The organism is Acinetobacter sp. YH01003 (assembly GCF_013420525.1).
Taxonomy (GTDB): Bacteria; Pseudomonadota; Gammaproteobacteria; order Pseudomonadales; family Moraxellaceae; genus Acinetobacter; species Acinetobacter towneri.
This window is the reverse complement of sequence record NZ_VOXY01000008.1, coordinates 17,598-40,760: the sequence shown is the minus strand read 5'-3', so window position 1 is coordinate 40,760 and position 23,163 is coordinate 17,598. Positions and strand designations below refer to the sequence as shown.

Below are 23,163 nucleotides of genomic sequence, written 5' to 3'. Positions count from 1 at the left end.
CCTAATATTTTTCAGATATTAGGTGCAATAATTAAATTATAAATTTTTCAAATTATTCCTTTAGTATCTAAAATATATTTTAATGAATCTAAATTGACCTGCTTAAATTCTTTGTGATCAACTAAAATTAAATGGATATCAGCAACTTCATGTTCTTCTAAACTAATCAACTTTACATTTGAAAGCAATTTAGCAGGAAGTTCATAAATATTCGGCTCAATCGCTAAAATATTTAAACCTTGCTCTGCAAGCTTTTTGGTAATTTCCAAAGCTGGACTTTCACGCAAGTCATCAATATCTGGTTTAAACGCTAAACCATAGCAAGCAACCGTAACCTCTTTAATGGTTTTTTCAGGATTTTCTTGTAAAAACTCTGCAATCTTAATTTTAACCTGATCTATCACCCACTCAGGTTTTGCATCATTGACTTCACGTGCAGTACGAATTAAACGAGCTTGCTCTGGCGTTTTAGACACAATAAACCATGGATCAACCGCAATACAGTGCCCGCCTACTCCAGGACCTGGCTGTAAAATATTGACTCGTGGGTGACGATTCGCAAGTTGAATCAACTCCCATACATTAATGTCTAATTCTTCACAAATAATAGAAAGCTCATTGGCAAATGCAATATTTACATCACGGAATGAATTTTCTGTCAGCTTACACATTTCTGCGGTACGTGCATTGGTTTCAATACAGTCACCTTTAACAAAAACCTTGTATAAATCAATTGCCGCTTGCGAACAACGAGGTGTCATTCCACCCACAATACGGTCATTACTAATCAACTCTTGCAGCACTTTTCCTGGCAACACACGCTCTGGGCAGTGAGCAATTAAAATATCGGCTTGCTCGCCAGCTTGTTGCGGGAAACTTAAATCTGGACGTGCTTCACTTAACCATGCTGCCATTTGCTCAGTTGCACCTACTGGCGAGGTAGACTCTAAAATAACTAAATTTCCTTTCACCAAATGTGGAGCAAGCGCTTTCGCCGCAGACTCAATATATTTTAAGTCTGGTTCATGGTTATCTTTAAAAGGGGTCGGTACAGCCACAATATAAGCATCTGCAGCAACAGGACTTAATTGTGCAGAAAGCTTTTGTTGTCCAACAACATCACGCACTAAAGCATCTAAATCTGGTTCTACAATATGAACCTTCCCCTGATTAATCAAATCTACCGCGTGCGGATTAACATCTACACCTGTAACTTTTACACCATGGGCAGCAAAAGTTGCTGCTGTTGGTAAACCGATATAACCTAAACCAATGACACAAATATGCTTAAACTGTTGCATTCTTTTTAACCTTCTTTATTACTTTAAAGCTTCAATAATCTGTTTACAGGCTGTTCCATCCCCATACGGGTTATGTGCTGCTGCCATTGTTTCATATAATTCAGTATTTTCTAGCAGCTCAACCACAGACTGTTGAATCAAAGCTGCATCTGTTCCCACCAGTTTTACTGTACCCGCCTCTACCGCTTCTGGTCGCTCGGTGGTATCTCGCATAACCAATACCGGCTTGCCCAAAGAAGGCGCTTCTTCCTGAATACCCCCAGAGTCGGTTAAAATTAAATAACTTCGGTTCATTAAATATACAAAAGGCAGGTAATCTTGTGGGGCAATTAAATAAATATTTGAAATATCTGACAGCAACTCATTGACTGGTTGTTGTACATTTGGGTTTAAATGCACAGGATATACAATTTGCACATCAGGATACTGTTTTGCAATATTCGCCAATGCTGTACAAATATTTAAAAAGCCCTGACCAAAATTTTCTCGGCGGTGACCTGTCACCAAAATTAATTTTTTTGTAGAATCTAAAAAGTTAAATTGCTGCTCAAACTGAGCAATAACCGCCCGATCTGTTTCAACCTTTTCTTTTACAGTAAGCAAAGCATCAATAACCGTATTGCCTGTAATGGTAATATTTTTCGGGTCTATATTTTCTTTAATTAAATTATTATAAGAAGATTGCGTCGGCGCAAAATGATAAGTGGTTAACGCACCAGTAAGTTTACGATTTGCTTCTTCAGGCCAAGGTGAATAAATATCGCCAGTACGCAAACCTGCTTCTACATGACCAACCGCAATTTTATGGTAGTAAGCAGCTAAAGAGGCGGCAAAAGTTGTGGCCGTATCGCCATGCACCAACACAACATCTGGTGTCCACTCAGCAAAAACCTGCTCTAAACCTTTAAGTACGCCAGAAGTAATATCAGACAAGGTCTGTCCTGGTTTCATCAAGTTTAAGTCATAATCTGGTGTTAAGTTAAAAAGTTCCAGCACCTGATCCAACATTTGCCTATGCTGACCTGTTACACACACTTTAGTTTCAAAACCGCCTTCTTGTTGTTTTAATTGTAATGCCAATGGCGCCATTTTAATTGCTTCTGGTCGTGTACCGAAGACCAACAATACTTTCTTTTTCACAATACTACCTTATAACCGAATTGAACTATCTTGTTTATTTAATGCATATTTTAAATCATAGAGTACGTGCTTAGCTTTACCCAAAGCATGTATTTCTGCCGCTGTCATTTGTTTAAACTGATCATGAGCAACTGCTAAAATAACCGCGTCATATTCATTATTCTGCAATGCACTGATTGGAGCCAAACCATATTCATGCTCCACTTCTTTTGGGTCCACCCACGGGTCATAAATATCTAAATCCAGCTCATACTCTTTTAAAGCCTGAACCATATCAATAATTTTAGTATTACGAATATCTGGACAGTTTTCTTTAAAACTTAAGCCCATCACTAAAATTTTTGAACCCACCACTTGTATACGCTGCTTCACCATCTCTTTAATCAATTGCGTTGCAACATATTCACCCATACGGTCATTTAAACGACGTGCTGCTAAAATAATTTCTGGATGCAAGCCTAAAGACTGTGCTTTATGGGTTAAATAATACGGGTCTACCCCAATACAGTGCCCACCGACTAAACCTGGACGGAAAGGTAAAAAATTCCACTTGGTTCCCGCAGCCTGTAAAACCGCTTCAGTATCTATACCCAACTTATTAAAAATAACAGCCAATTCATTAATTAAAGCAATATTCACATCACGCTGGGTATTTTCAATGACCTTAGCTGCTTCAGCCACTTTTATACTCGGTGCTTTATGTGTACCTGCAGTCACAATCAGTTGATAGACTGCATCGACAAAGTCTGCAACTTCTGGGGTAGAACCCGATGTTACTTTTAAAATATTGGTCACACGGTGCAGCTTATCGCCTGGGTTAATCCGTTCTGGACTATAGCCTGCAAAAAAATCCTGATTAAATTTTAAGCCTGAGACTTGTTCCAAAACTGGAATACAAGCTTCTTCTGTAGCACCTGGGTATACCGTAGACTCATACACCACTACATCGCCTTTTTTGAGTACTTTTCCAATACTAGTAGACGCTTTAATAAGTGGGGTTAAATCAGGTTGTTTAAATTCATCAATTGGCGTTGGAACAGTCACAATAAAAAAATTGCAGCTATTCAAATCATCTAAATTAGCGGAATAAGTCAGTTGTGTTGCTTGTTTAAGTTCTTCTGGAGACACTTCTAAAGTGTGATCTTGCCCACTTTGTAATTCTTGTATGCGTTTTTGCTGAATATCAAAACCCACAACAGGCAGCTGCTTGCCAAATTCAACCGCTAGGGGTAAACCGACATAGCCTAAACCAATAATGGCAATTTTTAGGTCTGAGAGCTGTAGCATTTGAGCGCCTTTAAATTTATATCTGTATTTTATGAAGAATGAATCTTTCGGCAGGGATACTAGCAGAAATTTATGAAATTTCTATTATGATTTGTGCTCAAATTAGTTGAAAGATGCATCAGTGTGTAGTTTTTGTGAATATTCAACTTTTTAATTTTAGGTTAAATTCACAATTTACGGATTGCATCATCTTCTTTGTAAAAGATTTGACAGAATATGCAAATTGATTACAAATTGCTATGTACCTATTTTACAAGTTCGGTAAAATGACAGCAATTTATTTAAAAGATTTTAAAAAATTAATAATGGAATCTCGCGTGCGACACTTTCAACTGGCTGTTTTATTGGCATGTGGCATTGCCACTACGGGGTGCGCTGTCACCTCTGGTTTACAAACCTCTGACTTACCTCGCGAAGGGGTTTATACCACTGACTTGGGCACAGCAGTCAATGTGATTAAACTCACGCAAGACTCAATGCTTGCGGTGCAGCCTGCAGTTCACAATATTCAACAAGACTATGCGCATTTATTTCATACACCACAGCGTCAATACACCTTAAGTTCAGGTGATATTCTCTCTATTTATTTATGGGCATATCCTGAAATTACCCCGCCAACCAATACCATTAGTAACGAAAAAGCCGTTGAGTCAAATGGTTATCAAATTGACTCACAGGGTTATATTCAGTTTCCGATTATCGGGCGTTATAAAGCTGCAGGTAAATCTTTAGCACAAGTGAATCGCGAGTTACGCGGACAGTTAGCACGTTATTTAAAAACCCCAGACGTGATTGTGCGGGTGCTGTCTTACCAAGGGCAGCGATACTCGGTACAAGGCAATGTTATGAAAGGTGGGCAGTTCTATTTAAATGATCAACCGATCAGTGTATATACCGCTTTAGGTATGGCAGGCGGGGTCAATGCCCAACAAGGTGACAATGCTTCTATGACTTTAGTGCGTCAGGGGCGTAGCTATCAACTCAATACCGTAGAGTTGGAAAAAGCAGGCTTGTCATTGCACAACTTACTCATCCAGCCAAATGACACCTTGTATGTCAACAACCGTGAAAACCAAAAAATTTATGTCATGGGTGAATCAGGTAAAAATCAATCGCTCCCTATGCGTGATCAAGGCATGAGCTTAAGCGATGTATTAGGTGAAAGCCTAGGCTTAAACCCACTGTCTGCCAGCCGCAGTAAAATCTATGTGGTTCGTAGTCAGCCCAATGCAGCACATACCGAAGTCTATCACATGGATTTAACCAGCATTGCCGACTTTGGTCTGGCCAATCAGTTTAAAATGCGCAGCAATGATATTGTGTATGTCGATGCTTCAGGCTTGGCCCGCTGGCAACGTGTGGTTAACCAAATTATTCCATTCTCAAATGCTTTATACAACCTAGATCGTTTGGGGAACTAATGAAAATTAATCACATTTTGGTGGTGTGTATTGGCAATATTTGCCGTAGCCCCATGGCAGAATACTTTTTAAAACAGCAATATCCACACTTACAGATTGAATCTGCAGGTATTTCAGGCTTGGTGGGTCATGCAGCCGATGACAAAGCCCGTTTATGTATGCAACGTCACGGCATCGACATGAGTCCACATGTAGCAAAAAAACTCAATGCAGAGCTGATTAAAAAAGCCGATTTAATTTTGGTCATGAGCCAAAATCAGCAAAAGCATGTGGAACAAACTTGGCCATTTGCTAAGGGCAAAACCTTTAGATTGGGGCACTGGCAAAGTAAAAACGTCGCTGACCCATATCAGCACGATCAGGCCGTATTTGATGAAACCTGCACATTAATTCAAGCCTGCATTGCCGACTGGAAAAAATATATCTAGTTTCTTGATATTCTAGATTTTTTTGATATTCTACTTTTTTGATATTTAAACTATGAGCCAAACCGCCAACACCGAAGACACCATTGATTTAAAGGAATTATTTTTCTCCTTAATCGCACAATGGAAACTGATTATTCTTTGCGTTCTACTCAGTGTAGTCTGCGCTTTACTGTATTTAAGAACCACACCAGACACCTATGCAGTAGATGCCTTAGTACAGGTCGAAGACAGTAAAGGAGCCTCTGCAGCACTATTGGGTGATCTGTCCAGCATGATTGAGCAGAAATCGCCTGCACAAGCTGAAATTGAAATTTTAAAATCACGTTTGGTGTTGGGTAACGTGATTGATCATCTAAATTTAAATATTCGCGTTTCGGGTACAGAAGACAGTTTCTGGAATCGTTTAATTGCCAAGCATGAATATGACAGCGAGTATTCAGCGCAATCGGTACTATTTAAAGACAATCAAAAAAGTTTTGATATCCGCCAGTTCGATATCCCACAATACTTTCAAGATAAAAACTTAATTTTAAAATTTGCACAAGGCAAATACAGCCTAACCGATGCAGCAACCGAACAGGTGGTTTTTTCTGCACCTTTAAACCAAGTCAGTCAATTACAGTCTGAATTTGGGGTGTGGAAAGTGGCTATTTTTAGTCAAGACAGCTTTAACGCTACCTATAACATCCAAAAACAAAGCTTACCTGCTGCCATGAAAAGCTTAACCGCTGACTATTCTGTAGCAGAAAGAGGCAAGTTAACAGGCGTGTTGGGGCTGAATTATCAAGGGCAAGACAAACAACACATTACCCAAGTGTTAAATGCAATTTTAGTTGCTTATAGCCAACAAAATATTGAGCGTCGTAGTGCAGAAACTGCACAGACCTTAAAGTTTTTGGAAGACCAACTCCCAGAACTGAAACAACAGTTAGATGTGGCAGAACGTGAATTTAACCGTTTCCGCCAACAGTTTAATACGGTCGATGTCACCAAAGAATCTGAGTTGTACTTAACTCAAAGTATTACTTTGGAAACCCAAAAAGCGCAGTTAGAGCAACAAGTGGCTGAAGCTGCTGCCAAATACACCAATGAACACCCTGTCATGCAGCAAATGAATGCTCAATTGGGTGCGATTAACAAACGAATTGCTGAATTAGACGGCACACTTAAACGCTTGCCAGAATTACAACGCCAATATTTACAACTGTTCCGTGAAGTAGAAGTCAAACAACAGCTGTATACGGGCTTGCTTAACTCTTACCAACAACTGCGGATTGCTAAAGCAGGTGAAATTGGTAACGTCCGTATTGTCGATACTGCGGTAGAGCCGATTGAGCCAATTAAACCAAAGAAATTACAAATTTTAATTTTGTCCATTTTCTTGGGTGGTTTTCTGGGCACATTATTGGCCTTACTGCGTAATATGTTGCGCTCAGGTATTAAAGACTCGAATCAGATTGAAAATGAACTGGATTTACCTGTTTATGCCACTGTGCCACGTTCACCTGTGCAAGAAAGCCGTATTAAAATTCTGAAAAAGAAAAAGAATATTCCTATTCTTGCGGTTAAAAATAGTGATGATATTGCCATTGAAAGCCTGCGCAGCATGCGTACTGCTATTCACTTTGCCTTAAGCAGTGCCAAAAACAATATCATTATGATTTCTGGCCCTGCACCAGAGTTGGGTAAATCGTTTATTTCAACCAACCTAGCGACTATTTTGGCGCAAAGTGATAAGCGCGTATTATTGATTGATGCCGATTTACGTCGTGGTTATATGCACAAATACTTTAATTACGACCCTAAGCCTGGCTTAACCGAATACCTGAATGGTCAACAAGAGTTAGGCAGTGTTGTGCGCAATACTGAAGTTGAAAATTTAAGCTTCATCAGCCGTGGTAAAAGTCCTGCCAATCCGTCAGAGTTGTTAAGTACGCAAAAATTTGCAGACATGCTCACGCACTTGTCTAGTCAGTTTGACCATATTCTGATTGATACCCCGCCAGTTCTTGCGGTCACCGATGGGATTATTATTTCACAATATGCGGGTGTGAATTTGGTTGTGGCACGTTATGCCAAGACGCAAATGAAAGAGCTTGAACTGACTGTCAACCGCTTTGAACAAGCTGGCGTGAAAGTCAACGGCTTTATTTTGAATGATATTCAACGTGAAGCGGGCGGTTATGGCTATGGTTATAACTATGCCTATGCCTATAAAGCCAATAAGAATGAGGATTGATTTATTCAATCTGCACTGCTGGTGCTAGGCTTCCCCCTTTGTCAAAGATGAGCTATATCTCGTGCTAGCCTCCCCCTTTGTCAAAGGTGAGCCATATATGGCGCAAGGAGGGGGATTAAAAAAATCTAAAACGTGAGCTATATACAGCAAAAGCCACCAACGTTAAAATCCCTCCTAACCTCCCTTTAAAAAGGGAGGAATGTTTCATTACAAAGCCTCTGCTTGTGCTAGCTTCCCCCTTTGAAAAAGGTGAGCCATATATGGCGCAAGGAGGGGGATTAAAAAAATCTAAAAAGATGAGCTATGTATGTCACAAGAAAGCTAATTAAAAATAAACCACTTTTTAAAACAAAGAATAAAAAACCATGCAACCCTATAACAAAAATTTAAAATATAACGCACGACAGTTAAGAAACAATATGACCGAAGCAGAACAAAAACTCTGGTTACGACTGCGTCAAAAACAACTCTTGGGCTTACAGTTTTACCGGCAAAAGCCTATTCTGAATTTTATTGTAGATTTTTACTGTCCTGCGGCAAGTTTAATTATTGAATGCGATGGCAGCCAACATTTGAACGAAAAAGGCTTAAAGTATGATTTATTACGTGATCAGGCTTTAACACAGTTAAATTTAACGGTGTTAAGATTTAACAATTTACAAATTTTGCATGAACTCGATGCAGTCGTCCAAACGATTGAAAATGTGATTTTAAGTCAACACGCTGATAATCCCTCCTAGCCTCCCTTTAAAAAGGGTGGGAGCATTTATTACAAAGCCCTTACTAGTGCTAGCCTCCACCGTTTACAGAAGAACTTTCTTCTGAAATTTACAACAATACTCAACAATTCACATTGCAAAAATCCACTCAAAAACCTATCTTGGTTACAGTTTATAAACGCTGAGAATATATAAGAATGTTTCCACCCAAAGCGCTGTTGGCGACACTGGCATTAAGCTCATCCTTAACCTTTGCCCAAGGCATTGTCTTAAATGACCAAAACTTACGTACCGATTTAAACTGGCTAAATCAGCAAGGCGTCATTCAAATTAGTACGTCAACTTGGCCTATGAGTGGTGATGAAATTCAACGTGCACTTTCTCAAGCCAATGTCAGCAACAACAATCAACAAAAAGTCATAGATGCAGTGGTGGCACATTTAAATGCCAATAACCAACTACTCAAAGCCTCGCTTTTTGCAGAAACAGATCAAAAGAATATTCCACAAGCCTTTGGCGACCAACAAAAAGCGCAATATCAAGCAGGCTTGGAACTCAATGCAGGCAATCAACACTGGGATGCTAAAATTCGGGTCAATGCAGAAAAAGACCCACAAATTGATAACGATCAAGATGTCAATGTTGAAGGTTCCTATATTGCAGCCAAGCTTTGGAATCAATGGCTCATTGCAGGGCAAATTCCAACCTACTGGGGGCCTGCCCATGACGGCAGTTTAATTCGTGGTGATGCCAGCCGCCCAGTTTACGGCGTAACTATGCAACGTGCCGAACAACAAGCTTTCAGCAACAAATGGTTATCATGGATTGGTCCATGGCAATACCAAGCTTTTGCAGGTCAATTGCATGATTACGATGCTGTGCCCGATGCAAAACTGATAGGTTTACGTGTTACAGCACAACCACTGCATTATTTAGAACTTGGGGCATCACGTGCAATCCAATGGGGTGGTGAAGGTCGACCTGAAAGTTTTGATTCACTCTGGGATGCGGTTATTGGTAAAGATAATGTGTATGGTGATACCACCAATCCCTCTAACCAAGTGGCAGGATTTGATGCACGTTTGAACCTACAGCCCTTGGTACAAGTTCCAATGGGAATCTATGCACAATATGCAGGTGAAGATGAAGCAGGTGGCTTACCCGCTAAAAAAATGTATCTGGCTGGGGTAGATTATTCATCAAGCTATCAAAATATGCCGTTCCAACTCTATACCGAATGGGCAGATACCCGTACCAATGGTAAAGCACAAGGCATTACTTATAATCACAGTGTCTATAAAGGTGGTTTTTATCAACATGGCTACCCTTTAGCGCATGCCATGGGTGGTGATGGACAAATGATTTCAGTCGGTGGGGATATTCGTTTTGATCGTATGAACCGCGTGAATGCACGTATGTTGTTTGCCAAATTGAATGAATCCAATCGAAATACGAATTATGCTTTCCCAGAAAAAGACCAGTTAAAAGCTTTGGATTTGACTTGGACGCACTATTTACGCCCAGATATTCCACTTAAACTGAATGGTTGGATCAGCGATTCAGATATCCATGGCAATGATGGTGGTGCATCGATTGGAATTGAGTTTCCTTTAGAAAAAGGGCTGTTTTCTTATTAAGTCTATAATATAAGCTAGACCGAAAATACATCATGGATGAGATCGACACCGATTTCATCCATTTTATTTTGCATCATGCTCTAAAGCCCACACAGGCTAAACTTAACGTAAAATTTCAGGCAATCCCTTATAATTACGGTTTTTACCCAATTCAATTTTCATCTTTTGCAGCATTTGATACGGTTGTTGCTGCACAAACATATTCACAAAGCTTAAAGGAATGGCACCTTCAGGGTTGGCATAGCCATAGGTACTGACCTTTACTTTCTGATTGCCCAATTTCTGAAAAGTCCAATCGCCCTCATACTGCCGAATACGCACATAGTCAGGATTTAGCGGATAGCCGCCTTCAATGGCTGTGTTTTGAATGCTGATAATCCCCTGTGCATCTTTGCTCATTTTGCCTTTAACCACTAAATCTCGGTCTTTCAAGGGAAATGGAAAGTCCAGCACCATGTACAGTAAGAACTCACCTTTCTGATCATCTCGTGACAAGACTTTCACGCTGCCCACATAAGGCACCCATTTCACGGCATGATCAACATCTAAAATTAGAGCAGCTGCTTTTTCTAAAGGCACATTAAAGGTGGTTTCTGCCTTATACAAAAACACAGGGCTAGACTGCTGTTGAAAGGTCCAGACTTTAATATTGTTTTTATGTATGCTCAGTTTGGCATGTTCAAGGCTTTGCGCATGCGTGATACAGCTACAGGCGATCATGCCAAGAATTGGCAGAATTTTTTTCATTATCTTGTGCATCTTATTTTAGTTTTATGTGGGGTCTGATGCGTCATCATCCATGACATCAGACCCTAGTTTTAACTGCAGATCACGATTTGTTCAAGCAGTTTTTATTATTTTATCATCAGTGGCGATTTAAACCTGAATATCGTTAAATCCAAGGACATCTTTCATATCGTATTTACGCGCTTCGCGTCCCACTACCCACGCTGCAGCACGCACGGCACCTGCAGCAAAGTTCATGCGGTTGGTGGCTTTGTGAGTAATTTCCACACGCTCGCCATCGGCAATAAACATCGCGGTATGTTCACCCACAATGTCGCCACCACGAATGGTTTGGAAACCAATGCTCTTCCGTTCACGTGGCCCTGTATGTCCTTCACGGCAATAAACGGCATCTTGTTTTAAATCACGACCTAAGGTTGCTGCAATGGCTTCACCCATCATTAATGCCGTGCCTGATGGTGCATCGACTTTATGACGATGATGCGCTTCAATCACTTCAATATCTACACTATCACCAAAGACTTTGGCTGCTAATTCCAGCAGTTTAATAGATACGTTTACCCCAACTGAATAGTTGGCGGCATACACCACTGGGGTCTGTTGAGCCGATTCTTCTAAGAGTGCTTTTTGTTCATCATTCATGCCTGTGGTGCCAATCACAATCGCCACGCCTGCTTCACGACAAAGCTTTAAGTGCTGTGCAGTAGCAACTGGTGCGGTAAAGTCGATCACGACATCGCAGTCAGCTAATACTTGCTCTAGGCTACCCACCACTTTCACGCCCAGTGTACCTACACCTGCCAACTCTCCTGCATCTGCACCCAATAAACTGCTTTCTGGACGCTCTACTGCGGCAGCCAATTGGTAGCCTGCTTCTTGAACAGCTTGAATTAAGATGCGTCCCATGCGGCCGCCTGCGCCTAATACACCAATGCGTGGAGTTGCTGACATAGCATATTCCTAAAATAGATTCTAAATTGTGCTTACTATAGCAAAACTCGCTGCCTAGACTAAGTTTGTCTGCCAAGTTTCTGGGTTTATTTTTATCGGAAAGCGACTTTGACTGGGCTGCTGATGGTCACTTTACATACCTCAGGTAAACTTTTAACGAAGCGATGCTAAAAATTTATCTGAAAATACTCATTTTTTATTTTATTTCACAAATTTGCAAACTTGTATGCGCAGACTAGCCTGCACGAATGATAACAACTGCAAAAATTAAAGGGGATTTACATGCATTCGAAGAAAATTGTATTGGCATTATTGTTAGGCATGAGCACAGCATCCGTATTTGCAGAGCCTGCACTTCAAGAAGGGGATACGCTAGAAAGCCTGTCCAAAGTCCGTATTAGCGTGACACTACAAGAACCGCTTGCTGTTGAAGTCGATGCACCTGAACTAGAAGAAACAGCACCAACGGAAAATGTGGTTGTTGCAACCGTTCAACCACAAACTACCGTTGAAACAGCAACGACTGAAATGGTGGATGTTTTAGAGATTGATGTACCTGAAGTCGAATAAGAGTACAGCAGATACAACAAAGGCGATCTTCAAGATCGCCTTTATTTTTGAGTTTAGATCAGGTCGTGCTTTGACATACCTAACCTAGGTTTCCTTAATCAAACAAACGATCAAAGAAAGACTTTTTCTTTGGTGATGACTGACTGCCCTCACCTTCCATCGTCGTCTGCAACTCTTTTAACAATTCACGCTGACGTGCAGTTAAATTCACAGGTGTTTCCACCACAATACGGCAGAGCAAATCGCCCTGCATACTGCTACGCACAGGTTTTACCCCTTTACCACGCAAACGGAATAATTTACCCGTCTGTGTTCCCTCAGGCACTTTCAGACTCACGCGACCATCTAGAGTCGGAATTTCAATTTCCTTACCTAAAGCAGCATCGGCAATGCTGACAGGTACATCCATATATAGGTCGGCACCATCACGCTGGAAGATTTCATGCTCGCGCACCACTACTTCTACGTATAAATCTCCCGATTGACCATCACGAATCGCCTCACCTTTACCTGTTAAGCGTACGCGGTCGCCATTGTCCACCCCTGCAGGAATGGTCACTTCAAGAGTTTGTTGACGGTCTGACACCCCCGAACCATGACATTTTTTACATGGGTTCTTGATAATTTTGCCCTGACCACGACAAGTGCTACAGGTTTGCTGTACCGAGAAGAAACCTTGCTGCATGCGTACTTGACCCACACCATGACAGGTTGGACAGGTTTCAACATCATTTGGATTTTCTGAGCCTTTACCATCACAAGCTTCACATGGCGCAGGTGCTGTAAAGGTGATGGTTTTCTTAACGCCTTTGACTGCTTCTTCAAGCGTCAATTCCATCACATAGCGTAAGTCTGAACCACGGCGTTGACGTTGCTGGCCACGCCCCCCCCCACCAAAGGCTCCACCGAAAATATCCCCAAACTGGCTGAAAATATCTTCCGCACTGAAACCACCGAAGCCGCCAGCACCACCGCCCATACCACCTTCAAAGGCTTGATGGCCCATACGGTCGTACATGCTGCGTTTTTCGCTGTCTGACAGAACTTCATACGCTTCTGAAGCTTCTTTAAACTTCTCTTCAGCTTCAGGATTGTCCGGGTTACGGTCTGGATGATATTTCATCGCCAACTTACGGTAGGCTTTTTTAATTTCATCATCACTAGCGGTTTTAGAGACGCCCAAAACCTCATAATAATCACGTTTAGCCATGTCTGGCGATGCTCCTCACGGAATTCTATTTAAAACTTAACTGAAGTCTGAAATTGGGGTCAAACTGAGTTTTACAAGGGAAAGCTGTTAAAAATTTTAGCTGAAGTGCTTTAGATGAAGTTCAAGCCATTAGAACACAGCTTTATTTTTCAAAAATTTGGATAGCCCTTTAATCCAAGCATTGATTAAAAACAAGAAGGCAATCACGGCAAAGACCACACCTGCTACGGTGCAGGCTTTGACCCATAAAAAGGCATCCCAAGGAAAGAAGGCCAATGGAATAAACCACAATGCAGCAAACAATGCCAACACACTGTAAATCACCACATTACGCATGATCCATAAAGCCTGTGCCTGTAACCAGACTTCAGTGCTATCGACCACAATCACTTTTCGTGCATACCAATACGCCAATGCACCACTCACCACAGTAAATAAAGCAAAAAACATAAACACGTAAGAGATCGCAACCGAACGGCGAAACTTTAACAAGTTATCTTGCTTCATAATGTGATTTAACCCCATCTGTGCCATGCTTTATTTTTTAATCTGGCGCATGCTGTGACGTATGCAAAGGCTGAAAAATATAAGGTGCTACTATATTGAAATTTTCCAAGTTTCGCACCCGTTATTATGTCACTTTTACAGATTATGTGGATTTTTTTTCACTTTAAACCACTGTGCATATAATGCAGGTAAAAAGAACAGGGTTAATAGGGTCGCGACAATTAATCCGCCCATAATCGCCACAGCCATCGGGCCAAAGAAAATACTGCGAGAAAGTGGAATCATGGCCAATACTGCCGCCAAAGCGGTCAGTACAATTGGACGACAACGGCGCACCGTAGCGTTAATAATCGCGTCCCACTGCGATTCCCCAGCCCGAATATCCTGCTCAATCTGATCAATTAAAATCAAAGAATTGCGCATGATCATGCCCGATAAGGCAATGGTGCCGAGCATCGCCACAAAACCAAAGGGTTTGTTAAACAGCAACAGAAACAATACCACGCCAATAATGCCGAGCGGTGCAGTCAAAAATACGATGAATGCACGAGACATGCTACGCAGCTGAATCATTAACAAGGTCATCACCACTGCAAGGAAAAATGGCATGCCTGCATTGACTGACTTTTGCCCACGTGCCGACTCTTCAACTGTACCGCCCACTTCAATTAAATAGCCATTTGGCAATTTTTCACGCAAGGCTGCCATCGGTTCAGACAGTTCTGCCACCACCGTTGCAGGTTGCAAATTGCTACGAATATCACCACGTACGGTAATGGTCGGCAAGCGGTTACGATGCCAAATTAAGCCTTCTTCAAAACGGTATTCAATTTGTGCAATTTGCGCCAACGGCACCGATGTTCCACGTGAAGTCGGTATAGCCAAACTGCTTAAAGATGCGACATCTAGGCGCTCGGTTTGATCACCACGTAAACGGATTTCAATCAGTTCACGTTTTTCACGATACTGGTTAATAGCCGCGCCACTGATAGAGCTATTAAGGAAGTTAGCTAAATCCAGACTCGACACCCCCATTTGACGGGCACGGTCTTGATCAATCTGCAATTGAATGACTTTGCTCGGCTCACCCCAATCTAAATGCACATTGGTACTGTTTGGATTGGCACTGATGGTGGCTGCGACTTGCTGTGCCCATTGTCGCACTTGTGCCAAGTCTTCTCCTGACACGCGGAATTGCAATGGATAACCCACTGGTGGGCCATTTTCCAATAATGACACGCGAGTACGCACCTCTGGCAATAACAAGCGAATTTGTTCAGATAAATTACGGCGAATTTGATTGCGGTCTTCTAAAGACGATGCCAATACCACAAATTGGGCAAAACTGGCCTGCGGTAATTGCTGATCTAAAGGCAAATAGAAACGCGGTGAACCTGTGCCGACATAGGCTACATAATTGTCGATACCTTGTTGTTGTGCTAAAAATTTTTCAACTTTTTTAACGGCTGCTTCTGTGGCTGTTAAGGATGCACCCTCTTCAAGTTTTAAATCGACTAAAATTTCTGCCCGATTGGAAGGCGGAAAGAATTGCTGCGGTACCAATTTAAACATGGCAATGGATAGGACAAAAATGGCCACGGTCGCTGCAATGACGGTTTTACGATAGCGCACACAGGTATTGACCCAACCTCGAAACACTTGATAAAAGCGGGTTTGATATGGGTCGTGTAATTCACCTGCGTGCTGTAGCACAGGCTGCGGTTCAGCTTGTTTGCGTACACGCGCCCAAAGACGTTGATACCACGGCGCTCGCTGTGCATGACGCTGAAAATCTGGCAATAATTTATCGCCCAGATACGGCACGAATAGCACGGCAGCAAACCAGGACACCACCAAAGCTATGGTGACCACTTGGAAAATTGAACGGGTATATTCCCCTGTACTTGAGGCTGCTGTGGCAATGGGTAAAAAACCTGCCGCGGTAATCAATGTCCCTGTCAGCATAGGGAAAGCAGTGGTACGCCACGCATGACCTGCGGCTTGCAAGCGGCTATAGCCCTGCTCCATCTTAATTGCCATCATTTCAATGGCGATAATGGCGTCATCCACCAATAATCCGAGCGCTAGAATAAGCGCACCGAGTGAAATTTTGTGCAGCCCGACATCAAACAAATGCATACCTGCAAAAGTCATCGCCAAGACCAGTGGAATGGAAAATGCCACCACCAAGCCCGTGCGAAAACCCAGTGAAAAGAAGCTGACCAAGAGCACGATAATCACCGCCTCAGCCAACACTTTCATAAATTCATTGACGCTGTGTTTTACCGCAACAGGCTGATCAGAAACTTTTTGCAGTTGCATGCCCAAAGGCAAGGTCTTTTGCAAACGGGCAAATTCAGTTTCCAGATTTTCACCCAAAGCCAGAATATCACCGCCTTTACGCATCGACACCGCAATGCCAATGCCGTTTTCACCCATAAAGCGCATACGCGGTTGAGCAGGTTCGCTAAACCCACGATAGACCTCGGCAACATCGCCCAGTTGAATGGTGGTGCCATTCACCAACAGCGGCATTTGTTTTAGCTCATCAACACTGTGCAACGCACCGCTGACACGTACCTGAATACGGTCTGAATGGGTTTCAAAAAAACCTGCGCTTGCCATGCTGTTTTGTTGTTGTAAGGCTTGCTGAATCGCGGTAACAGGAATACCGAGTTGCGCGGCTTTGGTGTTAGATAACTCAATCCATATTTTTTGATCTTGTAAACCCACCAAATTAACTTTGGCTACATCTTTGACCCGCTGTAATTGTAGCTGCAAACGGTCGGCATATTCTTTGAGCGTGGCATAGTCATAGTCTGCGCCTGTCAGCACATAAATATTGCCAAAAGTGTCGCCAAATTCATCATTAAAAAATGGGCCTTGCACCCCTTGCGGCAATTCATGGCGAATGTCATTGACCTTTTTACGCACCTTGTACCAAACATCTGGAATTTGGCTAGAACGCATGGAATCTTTGGCAATAAAAGTCACCATGGACTCGCCCGGACGCGAATAAGCCATGATGCGTTCATAGTCGCCCGTGCTCATCAATTCTTTTTCGATGCGGTCGGTGACTTGTAACGAGACCTCTTTGGCGCTCGCTCCCGGCCAATAGGTTTGAATCACCATCACTTTAAAAGTAAACGGTGGATCTTCACTTTGTGCCAGTTTGGAATAGGAAAAAATCCCGACAATGCCCAACAGCAGCATCAAGTAGACCACTAGACCTTTATTTTTCAGCGCCCATTCGGATAAGTTAAAATTCATATTTTAACGCTCCGTCTGTGTGGCCGCAGAAGCTGCCTGAGCTGTTGGATTGACTGCCTGTACAGCTTGATTGTCACGGTTAATCGGGCGAATTTTTTGTCGATCACGCAGTAAATGCACCCCACCCATCACCACATAATCTTGCGGCTGTAAGCCACTCAGTACAGGCACGCTGTCACGTCCATAAGCGCCCAATGTAACAGGAATTTGGCGCACGGTTGAGTCTGGCTGTAAGACCAAAACAAAAGCTTGTTGCCCTGTTGCCGACACGCTAGATAAAGGCACATATAAACCCTGATTGGCTTGGCGAGTCAGAAATACCCGCGCACTTTGCCCCAATTGAATCTGTGCATTGCCTTCACGTAAAGCCACTTTGACTTTAAAAGTACGCGACTGATCTGCCGCAGGGGAAATTTCTCGAACCGTACCTGCAAAACGGGTATCGGGTTGTGACCATAAACTTACCGTTGCCTCTTGCCCGACCCGAATTTCACTCACCGCTTGTTCAGGCACGCCAATCACGACTTCACGCTCCCCATCAATCGCCAATTGATAAGCGACCTGCCCTGCCGCTAAAACCTGCCCAACTTCAATATTGCGTTCAGTAATCACACCATTTTTTGTGGCACGTAACTGGTTATAGTCGGTTTGATTACTGCTAACCGCATAATTGGACTGCGCCTGTTTCAACTGCGCCATGGCATGTTGATACTGGTTTTTGACTGCATCATATTGCGAGCGGCTGACTGCATTCATGGGTAATAATTGCTGAAAACGCTGCAATTCATCACTGGCAACTTTTGCAGCAGATTGCGCACTTTCCAGTTGCGCACGCGCGGCATTGAGCTGCAATGCGGCATCTTGCACATCCAGTTTTGCTAAGACTTGCCCAACTTTGACCTGATCTCCCACATCGGCAAAACGCTGTGTAACTTGCCCTGCAACCCGAAATGCCAAAGCCGTTTGCTGACGTGCTTGCACCTCGCCTGCATAGCTTTTTTGCTCAAGATGTAAACTGCTGGGCTGGGTCACCATCACCAAAGGGACTTCCTGTTCAACCTCGGTTTTTTGCTTACTGCATCCCATTAGGGTGATACAGCACAGCAGCATCAGGCTGGCAATGAGATTCTGAGTCGTGTTCATCAGGTTTGCTCTTATTTAAACGTTTTTTTTAGGGCAGAATACGGTAGGGTTTGCTGACACTTCGTCTATGTTTGCGACAGCGCATATTTTTAGCTGATATAAGGCATGAGGCAGGAAACTTAGTCATTCTAAGTAACTGACTCATAACGTAATAGCAGTAAAAAATATGCTTGTTCCAAAGGACTGTGGCTAAAACTTTCTCAGATTGCGTTATGAAACTTGGTAATAGTCTCGCTATTCCCTTCGTTTCATGCCTGATCTGCTCAGTTTTAGCCTACAGCGCAAGCCATTTATGAAGTGCGTGCAAACCCCTATATTAAATTGATTATTTTTTAATTAATATACCACTGGGTACATTAATTAAAACTGAAGCGTCATTTTCCAGTTGTACTGATGCAAATTAGGATGAGCATGTGCAGATTCATGTCGGACGACCAAAAGATTTAGAAAAACGCCAACGCATTTTAATGTCGGCAAAACACTTGTTTTTAAAGTTGGGCTTTCATGGTTCTAGTATGAATCAGATTGCACGTGAAGCAGGCGTGACCAAATTAACGGTGTATAACCACTTTCAAGACAAAGCCACGTTATTTTCCTGTGCCATTGAAGAAACCTGTGAAAGTCTGCTCAAAGCACAACCTTTGGACTTGACTGCACATCGCAATTTTAAGCAGGCCTTATACCAAGCCTGTGAACTGTCCTTGAACTTGGTCAATATGCCTGAAGCGATTAAATTAGAGCACTTGCTGATGGAACTGGCCTCGGAGCAAAATCCGTTGGCATTGCAGTTTTACAATGCCTCACATGCCAAACTTCGCGCGATGTGGGAAAGCTTCTTTCGTCAAGCAGTAGAATTGCAGTTTATTCAGGCCGATGAACCAAAAACGCAAACTGAATTGATCGTTTCCTTACTGCATGGTTTACGTCACCATGAAGTTTTACTCGGTGTACGTGCCGTGCCCGATGCTGCACAATCTCAAAAGATTATTGAAGATGCGATTGGTATTTTTATGCTGCGTTATGGCTGAACAAGCTAATTTCGCAACCTCCTCTTGCTTGATTTACAAATTCAAATCACGCAGTTTTAAGAAAATAAATAAACTCAACACTAATCACCATTCGATACGCAGGAATGTCATCTACAACCTGCATGGTATTCGTTTTATTACTGTTTCTGCGAAACAATGAATAAGAGATAAACTGTAAGCAGGTTTTGTGGATGACAATGGTTTTGCCTACTTTTCCCGAAAGAAAAGTAGGTCGAACCGAAGGTTAACCCAGCTATTTTTGTAACTTAGCAAAATGCCGCTCCCCTCATCACTACATAATTGGCAGCAACTATGCGTAAAAATACTCTCAATACGCATGAGAATGCACTTGGGACTCTAGCACATTGATTATCCCAGAACCCATTACAAAAAAGGTTTATCTAAATTGGGGTTTCTTTTACCAAATAGCATTCCTCTCCACCCTGTATTTCTCTCCTAAATACTGCTGTTTGGCACTATAACTTCAGATGCGCAAAATCCATGCAACTTTTGTAGATAGCCCGCTTGGATTGTATCTAAATCGGGGTATAGTCTTAACAGAGTAGAAAAACACAGAACATGGAGAACAACGAATGATTCAACAAATTGATGCTCCTCTACGCGATGACGTACGCTTACTTGGCAACTTATTGGGTGAAACCCTCAAGTTACACGCAGGACAAGATTTGTTTAATCAGGTCGAACAAATTCGTGCTTTGTCTAAAGGCGCGCGCGATGGACAAGCCGAAGCTGAAAAACAACTCGAACAACTGTTTTTAAGTCTGGAAGATGACGAAATCTTACCGCTCACCCGTGCCTTTACCCACTTTTTGAATTTTGCCAACATCGCTGAGCAATATCATGTGGTGCGGAGCCGTCGCCAAAGCGAATTTGATGAAAATGGCGTTTCTCCAAACCCGCTAGATCACTTATTTATCAAGTTTAAAGACAACCAAATTTCTGCAGAAACACTCTTTCAACAAGTCTGCGAGCTAAAAATTGAGTTGGTTTTAACTGCGCATCCGACTGAAGTCAGCCGTCGTACCCTCATTCAAAAATATGACGATATTAATGACTGCTTGTTTAAAATGGATCAGCAAAAACTGACACCACGTGAACGTCAGGCAGTTTTGGCAGATTTAAAACAGCTGATCAGCTCGGCTTGGCAAACCGATGAAATTCGCCAACATCGCCCAACCCCTGTCGATGAAGCCAAATGGGGCTTTACCACCATCGAACAAACCCTGTGGAATGCGGTGCCTAAATTCATGCGTGAATTAGACAGCATTGTGCAGGAACATTGTGGACAAAGCCTACCGCTGAGCGTTGCACCTGTACGTTTCGCCTCTTGGATGGGCGGTGACCGCGATGGTAACCCGAATGTCACTCATAAAGTTACTCAAGAAGTGCTGTGGCTGTCACGCTGGAAAGCAGCAGAACTGTATTTACGTGATATTGAAAACCTGCGTTGGGAACTCTCCATTCAGCAATGCAGCCCAGAATTGGCAGATGCTTTGGGACATTTCCATGCCGAGCCGTACCGTGAATATTTACGCGACACCCGAGAACGCCTAAAAGCCACCCGCGACTGGTTAGCAGCGAAACTGCAAGGCAAAGAGGCTGATGACAGTTTGGTCATCAAAAGCAAAGACGAACTGTTACAGCCTTTATTGCTGTGTTATCGCTCGCTGACGGCTTGCCAATTATCAGACATTGCGAACGGCAAATTGTTGGATTTAATTCATCGTGTGAATTGTTTTGGTATTGAATTGCTAAAACTGGATATTCGCCAAGAGTCAGGACGTCATCGCCAAGCCATTTCTGCCATTACCGAATATTTAGGTTTGGGCAATTTTGAAACATGGACTGAACAAGCACGTCAGAACTTTTTGCTTCAAGAGCTGCAAAGCAAACGTCCGTTATTGCCAAAATTCATGCAGGAACCTGCACAAAGCCTGATTCAACATCCCGATGTGCAAGAAGTATTTGCCACCATGCGCACTCTGGCTGCACAGCCGCAGGAAAGTTTGGGTGCTTATATTATTTCCATGGCGGAATATCCAAGTGATGTGTTGGCGGTATTATTGTTGCAAAAAGAAGCAGGCATTCAGCATCCTTTACGTGTGGTGCCACTGTTTGAAACCCTGAAAGACTTGGATGGGGCTGCTCAGACCATGAATACCCTATTTAATATGCATTGGTACAAGCAGCATATTCAGGGCAAACATGAGGTGATGATTGGCTACTCAGACTCCGCCAAAGATGCAGGTTTCATGTCTGCCAACTGGGCACAGTACCGCGCGCAGGAAGAACTGACTGCGGTAGCGCAGCAACATGCTGTGCAGCTGACTTTATTCCATGGTCGTGGTGGTTCCATCAGCCGTGGCGGTGCGCCAACGCAACAAGCATTGTTCTCACAACCTCCAGGGTCTATTTCAGGTGCAATTCGCGTCACCGAACAAGGTGAAATGATTCGCTTTAAATTTGGGCTTGAAGGGGTTGCCTTACAAAATCTGGAAGTCTATACCGCTGCAACCTTAGAAGCGACGCTGATGCCACCACCTGTGCCGAAAGCAGAATGGCGCGAGCTGATGGATAACATGACCGAACTTTCGGTGCAGGTCTATCGTCAAACCGTGCGTGAAAATCCGCATTTTGTGAAATATTTACGCACTGTCACGCCAGAGCTGGAATTGCAAATGTTGCCACTCGGTTCACGTCCCGCGAAACGTAAAGTGAGCGGTGGAATTGAATCCTTACGTGCCATTCCATGGGTATTTGCATGGACACAAATCCGTTTGATGCTGCCTGCTTGGTTAGGGACAGGCGCAGCAATTAACCAAACGCTCGATCAGGGACAAAAAGCCACTTTGGATGAAATGCTCAGCGATTGGCCGTATTTCCAGACTTTGATTGATATGCTGGAAATGGTGTTGTCTAAAGCCGACAGCAATATTGCCCTGTACTACGAATCTAACCTGACCGATGACGAAGACTTAAAACAACTGGGTGAGCAACTCCGTCAACGTCTGCGTGATGCTGTGACGACTTTACTGACCCTTAAAGGTGAATCGCAATTGCTCAGCAGCAATGATGTGCTAGATCAATCGATGCGGGTGCGTAAACCTTATTTATTGCCACTGCATTTGCTACAGGCAGAATTGATGAAACGTCGTCGTTTGTATTTGGCAGAACAGCATGCCGAACATACCCCTGTCGATCATGCCCTCATGGTGAGTATTGCAGGGATTGCAGCAGGCTTACGCAATACAGGTTAAGACCTAACGAATAGCACAACAAGCAGAGTCATGCTCTGCTTGTGGCTCATTCACTCACTTAAACATGATTTGGGACGGATGACTACATATTAGGCTAAGTAGAAAAAATCATAAAAAAACATGATAACTGGCATTTTTTATGATTTCTGTCTCAACTTATTTGAATTATGCTTAGATTAGACAATAAATAAGAGTTTGGACTTGCCTATGCCAGAAAGCTCTACAATGACGACTTTATTAAAGCTAAAAATTTTTTATTTTTTCAAGGGTATAAAAATCTCCTCAGT

At 42.7% G+C, this 23,163-nt stretch carries 17 protein-coding genes; 8 read left to right on the top strand and 9 right to left on the bottom strand.

The features are described from left to right. Window positions 1–47 precede the first annotated feature (47 nt). From wecC to tviB, 3 genes are read right to left on the bottom strand one after another with little or no spacing between them, the layout of a single operon-like run. Window positions 48–1,301 carry a UDP-N-acetyl-D-mannosamine dehydrogenase gene (gene wecC / locus FTT70_RS08540; RefSeq protein WP_180168510.1) on the bottom strand — a complete coding sequence of 418 codons (1,254 nt, stop codon included), beginning with the start codon at window positions 1,299–1,301 and terminating at the stop codon, window positions 48–50. An 18-nt stretch (window positions 1,302–1,319) separates the two neighbouring features. After that, window positions 1,320–2,441: a non-hydrolyzing UDP-N-acetylglucosamine 2-epimerase gene (wecB, locus tag FTT70_RS08535; protein WP_180168509.1), complete on the bottom strand. Its 1,122-nt coding sequence runs from the start codon at window positions 2,439–2,441 to the stop codon at window positions 1,320–1,322. Window positions 2,442–2,450: 9 nt separating this feature from the next. Then, a complete protein-coding gene (gene tviB, locus FTT70_RS08530) occupies window positions 2,451–3,728 on the bottom strand; it encodes a Vi polysaccharide biosynthesis UDP-N-acetylglucosamine C-6 dehydrogenase TviB (protein ID WP_180044152.1) in 1,278 nt (425 codons plus the stop codon). Window positions 3,729–4,045: 317 nt separating this feature from the next. On the opposite strand from tviB, the gene FTT70_RS08525 reads away from it, so the two are divergent. The 5 genes from FTT70_RS08525 (at window position 4,046) to FTT70_RS08505 (ending at window position 10,172) form a co-directional block, all read left to right on the top strand. Beyond that, window positions 4,046–5,149, top strand: coding sequence for a polysaccharide biosynthesis/export family protein (locus FTT70_RS08525; protein ID WP_180168508.1), 1,104 nt, complete (start codon window positions 4,046–4,048; stop codon window positions 5,147–5,149). Further along, entirely contained in the window at window positions 5,149–5,577 is a 429-nt protein-coding gene (locus tag FTT70_RS08520) for a low molecular weight protein-tyrosine-phosphatase (protein WP_180168507.1), read from the top strand. Before FTT70_RS08525 ends, FTT70_RS08520 begins: the two co-directional genes overlap by 1 nt. A gap of 52 nt (window positions 5,578–5,629) precedes the next feature. Then, on the top strand, window positions 5,630–7,816 hold the full coding sequence (locus tag FTT70_RS08515) for a polysaccharide biosynthesis tyrosine autokinase (RefSeq protein WP_180168506.1): 2,187 nt from the start codon (window positions 5,630–5,632) through the stop codon (window positions 7,814–7,816). Window positions 7,817–8,181: 365 nt separating this feature from the next. Beyond that, window positions 8,182–8,556, top strand: a complete 375-nt coding sequence (locus FTT70_RS08510) for an endonuclease domain-containing protein (protein ID WP_136143550.1) — start codon at window positions 8,182–8,184, stop codon at window positions 8,554–8,556. A gap of 176 nt (window positions 8,557–8,732) precedes the next feature. Further along, window positions 8,733–10,172: a capsule assembly Wzi family protein gene (locus FTT70_RS08505; RefSeq protein WP_180168505.1), complete on the top strand. Its 1,440-nt coding sequence runs from the start codon at window positions 8,733–8,735 to the stop codon at window positions 10,170–10,172. 102 nt (window positions 10,173–10,274) lie between these two features. Here the strand turns inward: FTT70_RS08505 and FTT70_RS08500 are convergent, their stop codons facing one another. Next, on the bottom strand, window positions 10,275–10,892 hold the full coding sequence (locus FTT70_RS08500; protein WP_373684975.1) for an START domain-containing protein: 618 nt from the start codon (window positions 10,890–10,892) through the stop codon (window positions 10,275–10,277). A 156-nt stretch (window positions 10,893–11,048) separates the two neighbouring features. Further along, window positions 11,049–11,870 (bottom strand): 4-hydroxy-tetrahydrodipicolinate reductase, encoded by an 822-nt coding sequence (gene dapB / locus FTT70_RS08495; RefSeq protein ID WP_180112095.1) that lies wholly within the window; start codon window positions 11,868–11,870, stop codon window positions 11,049–11,051. Window positions 11,871–12,152: 282 nt separating this feature from the next. Here dapB and FTT70_RS08490 point away from each other — a divergent pair, with 282 nt between their 5' ends. Beyond that, the gene (locus tag FTT70_RS08490; protein ID WP_178318998.1) at window positions 12,153–12,440 is read left to right on the top strand and encodes a hypothetical protein; all 288 of its coding nucleotides are present in this window, start codon (window positions 12,153–12,155) and stop codon (window positions 12,438–12,440) included. A gap of 94 nt (window positions 12,441–12,534) precedes the next feature. Here FTT70_RS08490 and dnaJ read toward each other — a convergent pair whose 3' ends face one another. The 4 genes from dnaJ to FTT70_RS08470 form a co-directional block, all read right to left on the bottom strand. Further along, a complete protein-coding gene (gene dnaJ, locus FTT70_RS08485; protein ID WP_180168504.1) occupies window positions 12,535–13,650 on the bottom strand; it encodes a molecular chaperone DnaJ in 1,116 nt (371 codons plus the stop codon). Window positions 13,651–13,779: 129 nt separating this feature from the next. Beyond that, window positions 13,780–14,157 carry a hypothetical protein gene (locus FTT70_RS08480; protein ID WP_167845637.1) on the bottom strand — a complete coding sequence of 126 codons (378 nt, stop codon included), beginning with the start codon at window positions 14,155–14,157 and terminating at the stop codon, window positions 13,780–13,782. Between the two features lie 135 nt (window positions 14,158–14,292). After that, complete coding sequence (locus FTT70_RS08475; protein ID WP_180168503.1) at window positions 14,293–17,427, bottom strand: efflux RND transporter permease subunit; 3,135 nt, start codon at window positions 17,425–17,427, stop codon at window positions 14,293–14,295. A gap of 3 nt (window positions 17,428–17,430) precedes the next feature. Continuing rightward, window positions 17,431–18,570, bottom strand: coding sequence for an efflux RND transporter periplasmic adaptor subunit (locus tag FTT70_RS08470; protein WP_179994296.1), 1,140 nt, complete (start codon window positions 18,568–18,570; stop codon window positions 17,431–17,433). A 413-nt stretch (window positions 18,571–18,983) separates the two neighbouring features. Here FTT70_RS08470 and FTT70_RS08465 point away from each other — a divergent pair, with 413 nt between their 5' ends. Then, window positions 18,984–19,598: a TetR/AcrR family transcriptional regulator gene (locus tag FTT70_RS08465; RefSeq protein WP_179988876.1), complete on the top strand. Its 615-nt coding sequence runs from the start codon at window positions 18,984–18,986 to the stop codon at window positions 19,596–19,598. Window positions 19,599–20,191: 593 nt separating this feature from the next. After that, window positions 20,192–22,876 (top strand): phosphoenolpyruvate carboxylase, encoded by a 2,685-nt coding sequence (gene ppc / locus FTT70_RS08460; RefSeq protein WP_131261313.1) that lies wholly within the window; start codon window positions 20,192–20,194, stop codon window positions 22,874–22,876. Window positions 22,877–23,163 lie beyond the last annotated feature (287 nt).

Coding starts and splice junctions, on each gene's coding strand:
- wecC (WP_180168510.1), bottom strand. CDS start 1,301: ATGCAACAGTTTAAGCATATTTGTGTCATTGGTTTAGGTTATATCGGT.
- tviB (WP_180044152.1), bottom strand. CDS start 3,728: ATGCTACAGCTCTCAGACCTAAAAATTGCCATTATTGGTTTAGGCTAT.
- FTT70_RS08520 (WP_180168507.1), top strand. CDS start 5,149: ATGAAAATTAATCACATTTTGGTGGTGTGTATTGGCAATATTTGCCGT.
- FTT70_RS08515 (WP_180168506.1), top strand. CDS start 5,630: ATGAGCCAAACCGCCAACACCGAAGACACCATTGATTTAAAGGAATTA.
- FTT70_RS08510 (WP_136143550.1), top strand. CDS start 8,182: ATGCAACCCTATAACAAAAATTTAAAATATAACGCACGACAGTTAAGA.
- FTT70_RS08505 (WP_180168505.1), top strand. CDS start 8,733: ATGTTTCCACCCAAAGCGCTGTTGGCGACACTGGCATTAAGCTCATCC.
- FTT70_RS08500 (WP_373684975.1), bottom strand. CDS start 10,892: ATGATCGCCTGTAGCTGTATCACGCATGCGCAAAGCCTTGAACATGCC.
- dapB (WP_180112095.1), bottom strand. CDS start 11,870: ATGTCAGCAACTCCACGCATTGGTGTATTAGGCGCAGGCGGCCGCATG.
- FTT70_RS08490 (WP_178318998.1), top strand. CDS start 12,153: ATGCATTCGAAGAAAATTGTATTGGCATTATTGTTAGGCATGAGCACA.
- dnaJ (WP_180168504.1), bottom strand. CDS start 13,650: ATGGCTAAACGTGATTATTATGAGGTTTTGGGCGTCTCTAAAACCGCT.
- FTT70_RS08480 (WP_167845637.1), bottom strand. CDS start 14,157: ATGAAGCAAGATAACTTGTTAAAGTTTCGCCGTTCGGTTGCGATCTCT.
- FTT70_RS08475 (WP_180168503.1), bottom strand. CDS start 17,427: ATGAATTTTAACTTATCCGAATGGGCGCTGAAAAATAAAGGTCTAGTG.
- FTT70_RS08470 (WP_179994296.1), bottom strand. CDS start 18,570: ATGAACACGACTCAGAATCTCATTGCCAGCCTGATGCTGCTGTGCTGT.
- ppc (WP_131261313.1), top strand. CDS start 20,192: ATGATTCAACAAATTGATGCTCCTCTACGCGATGACGTACGCTTACTT.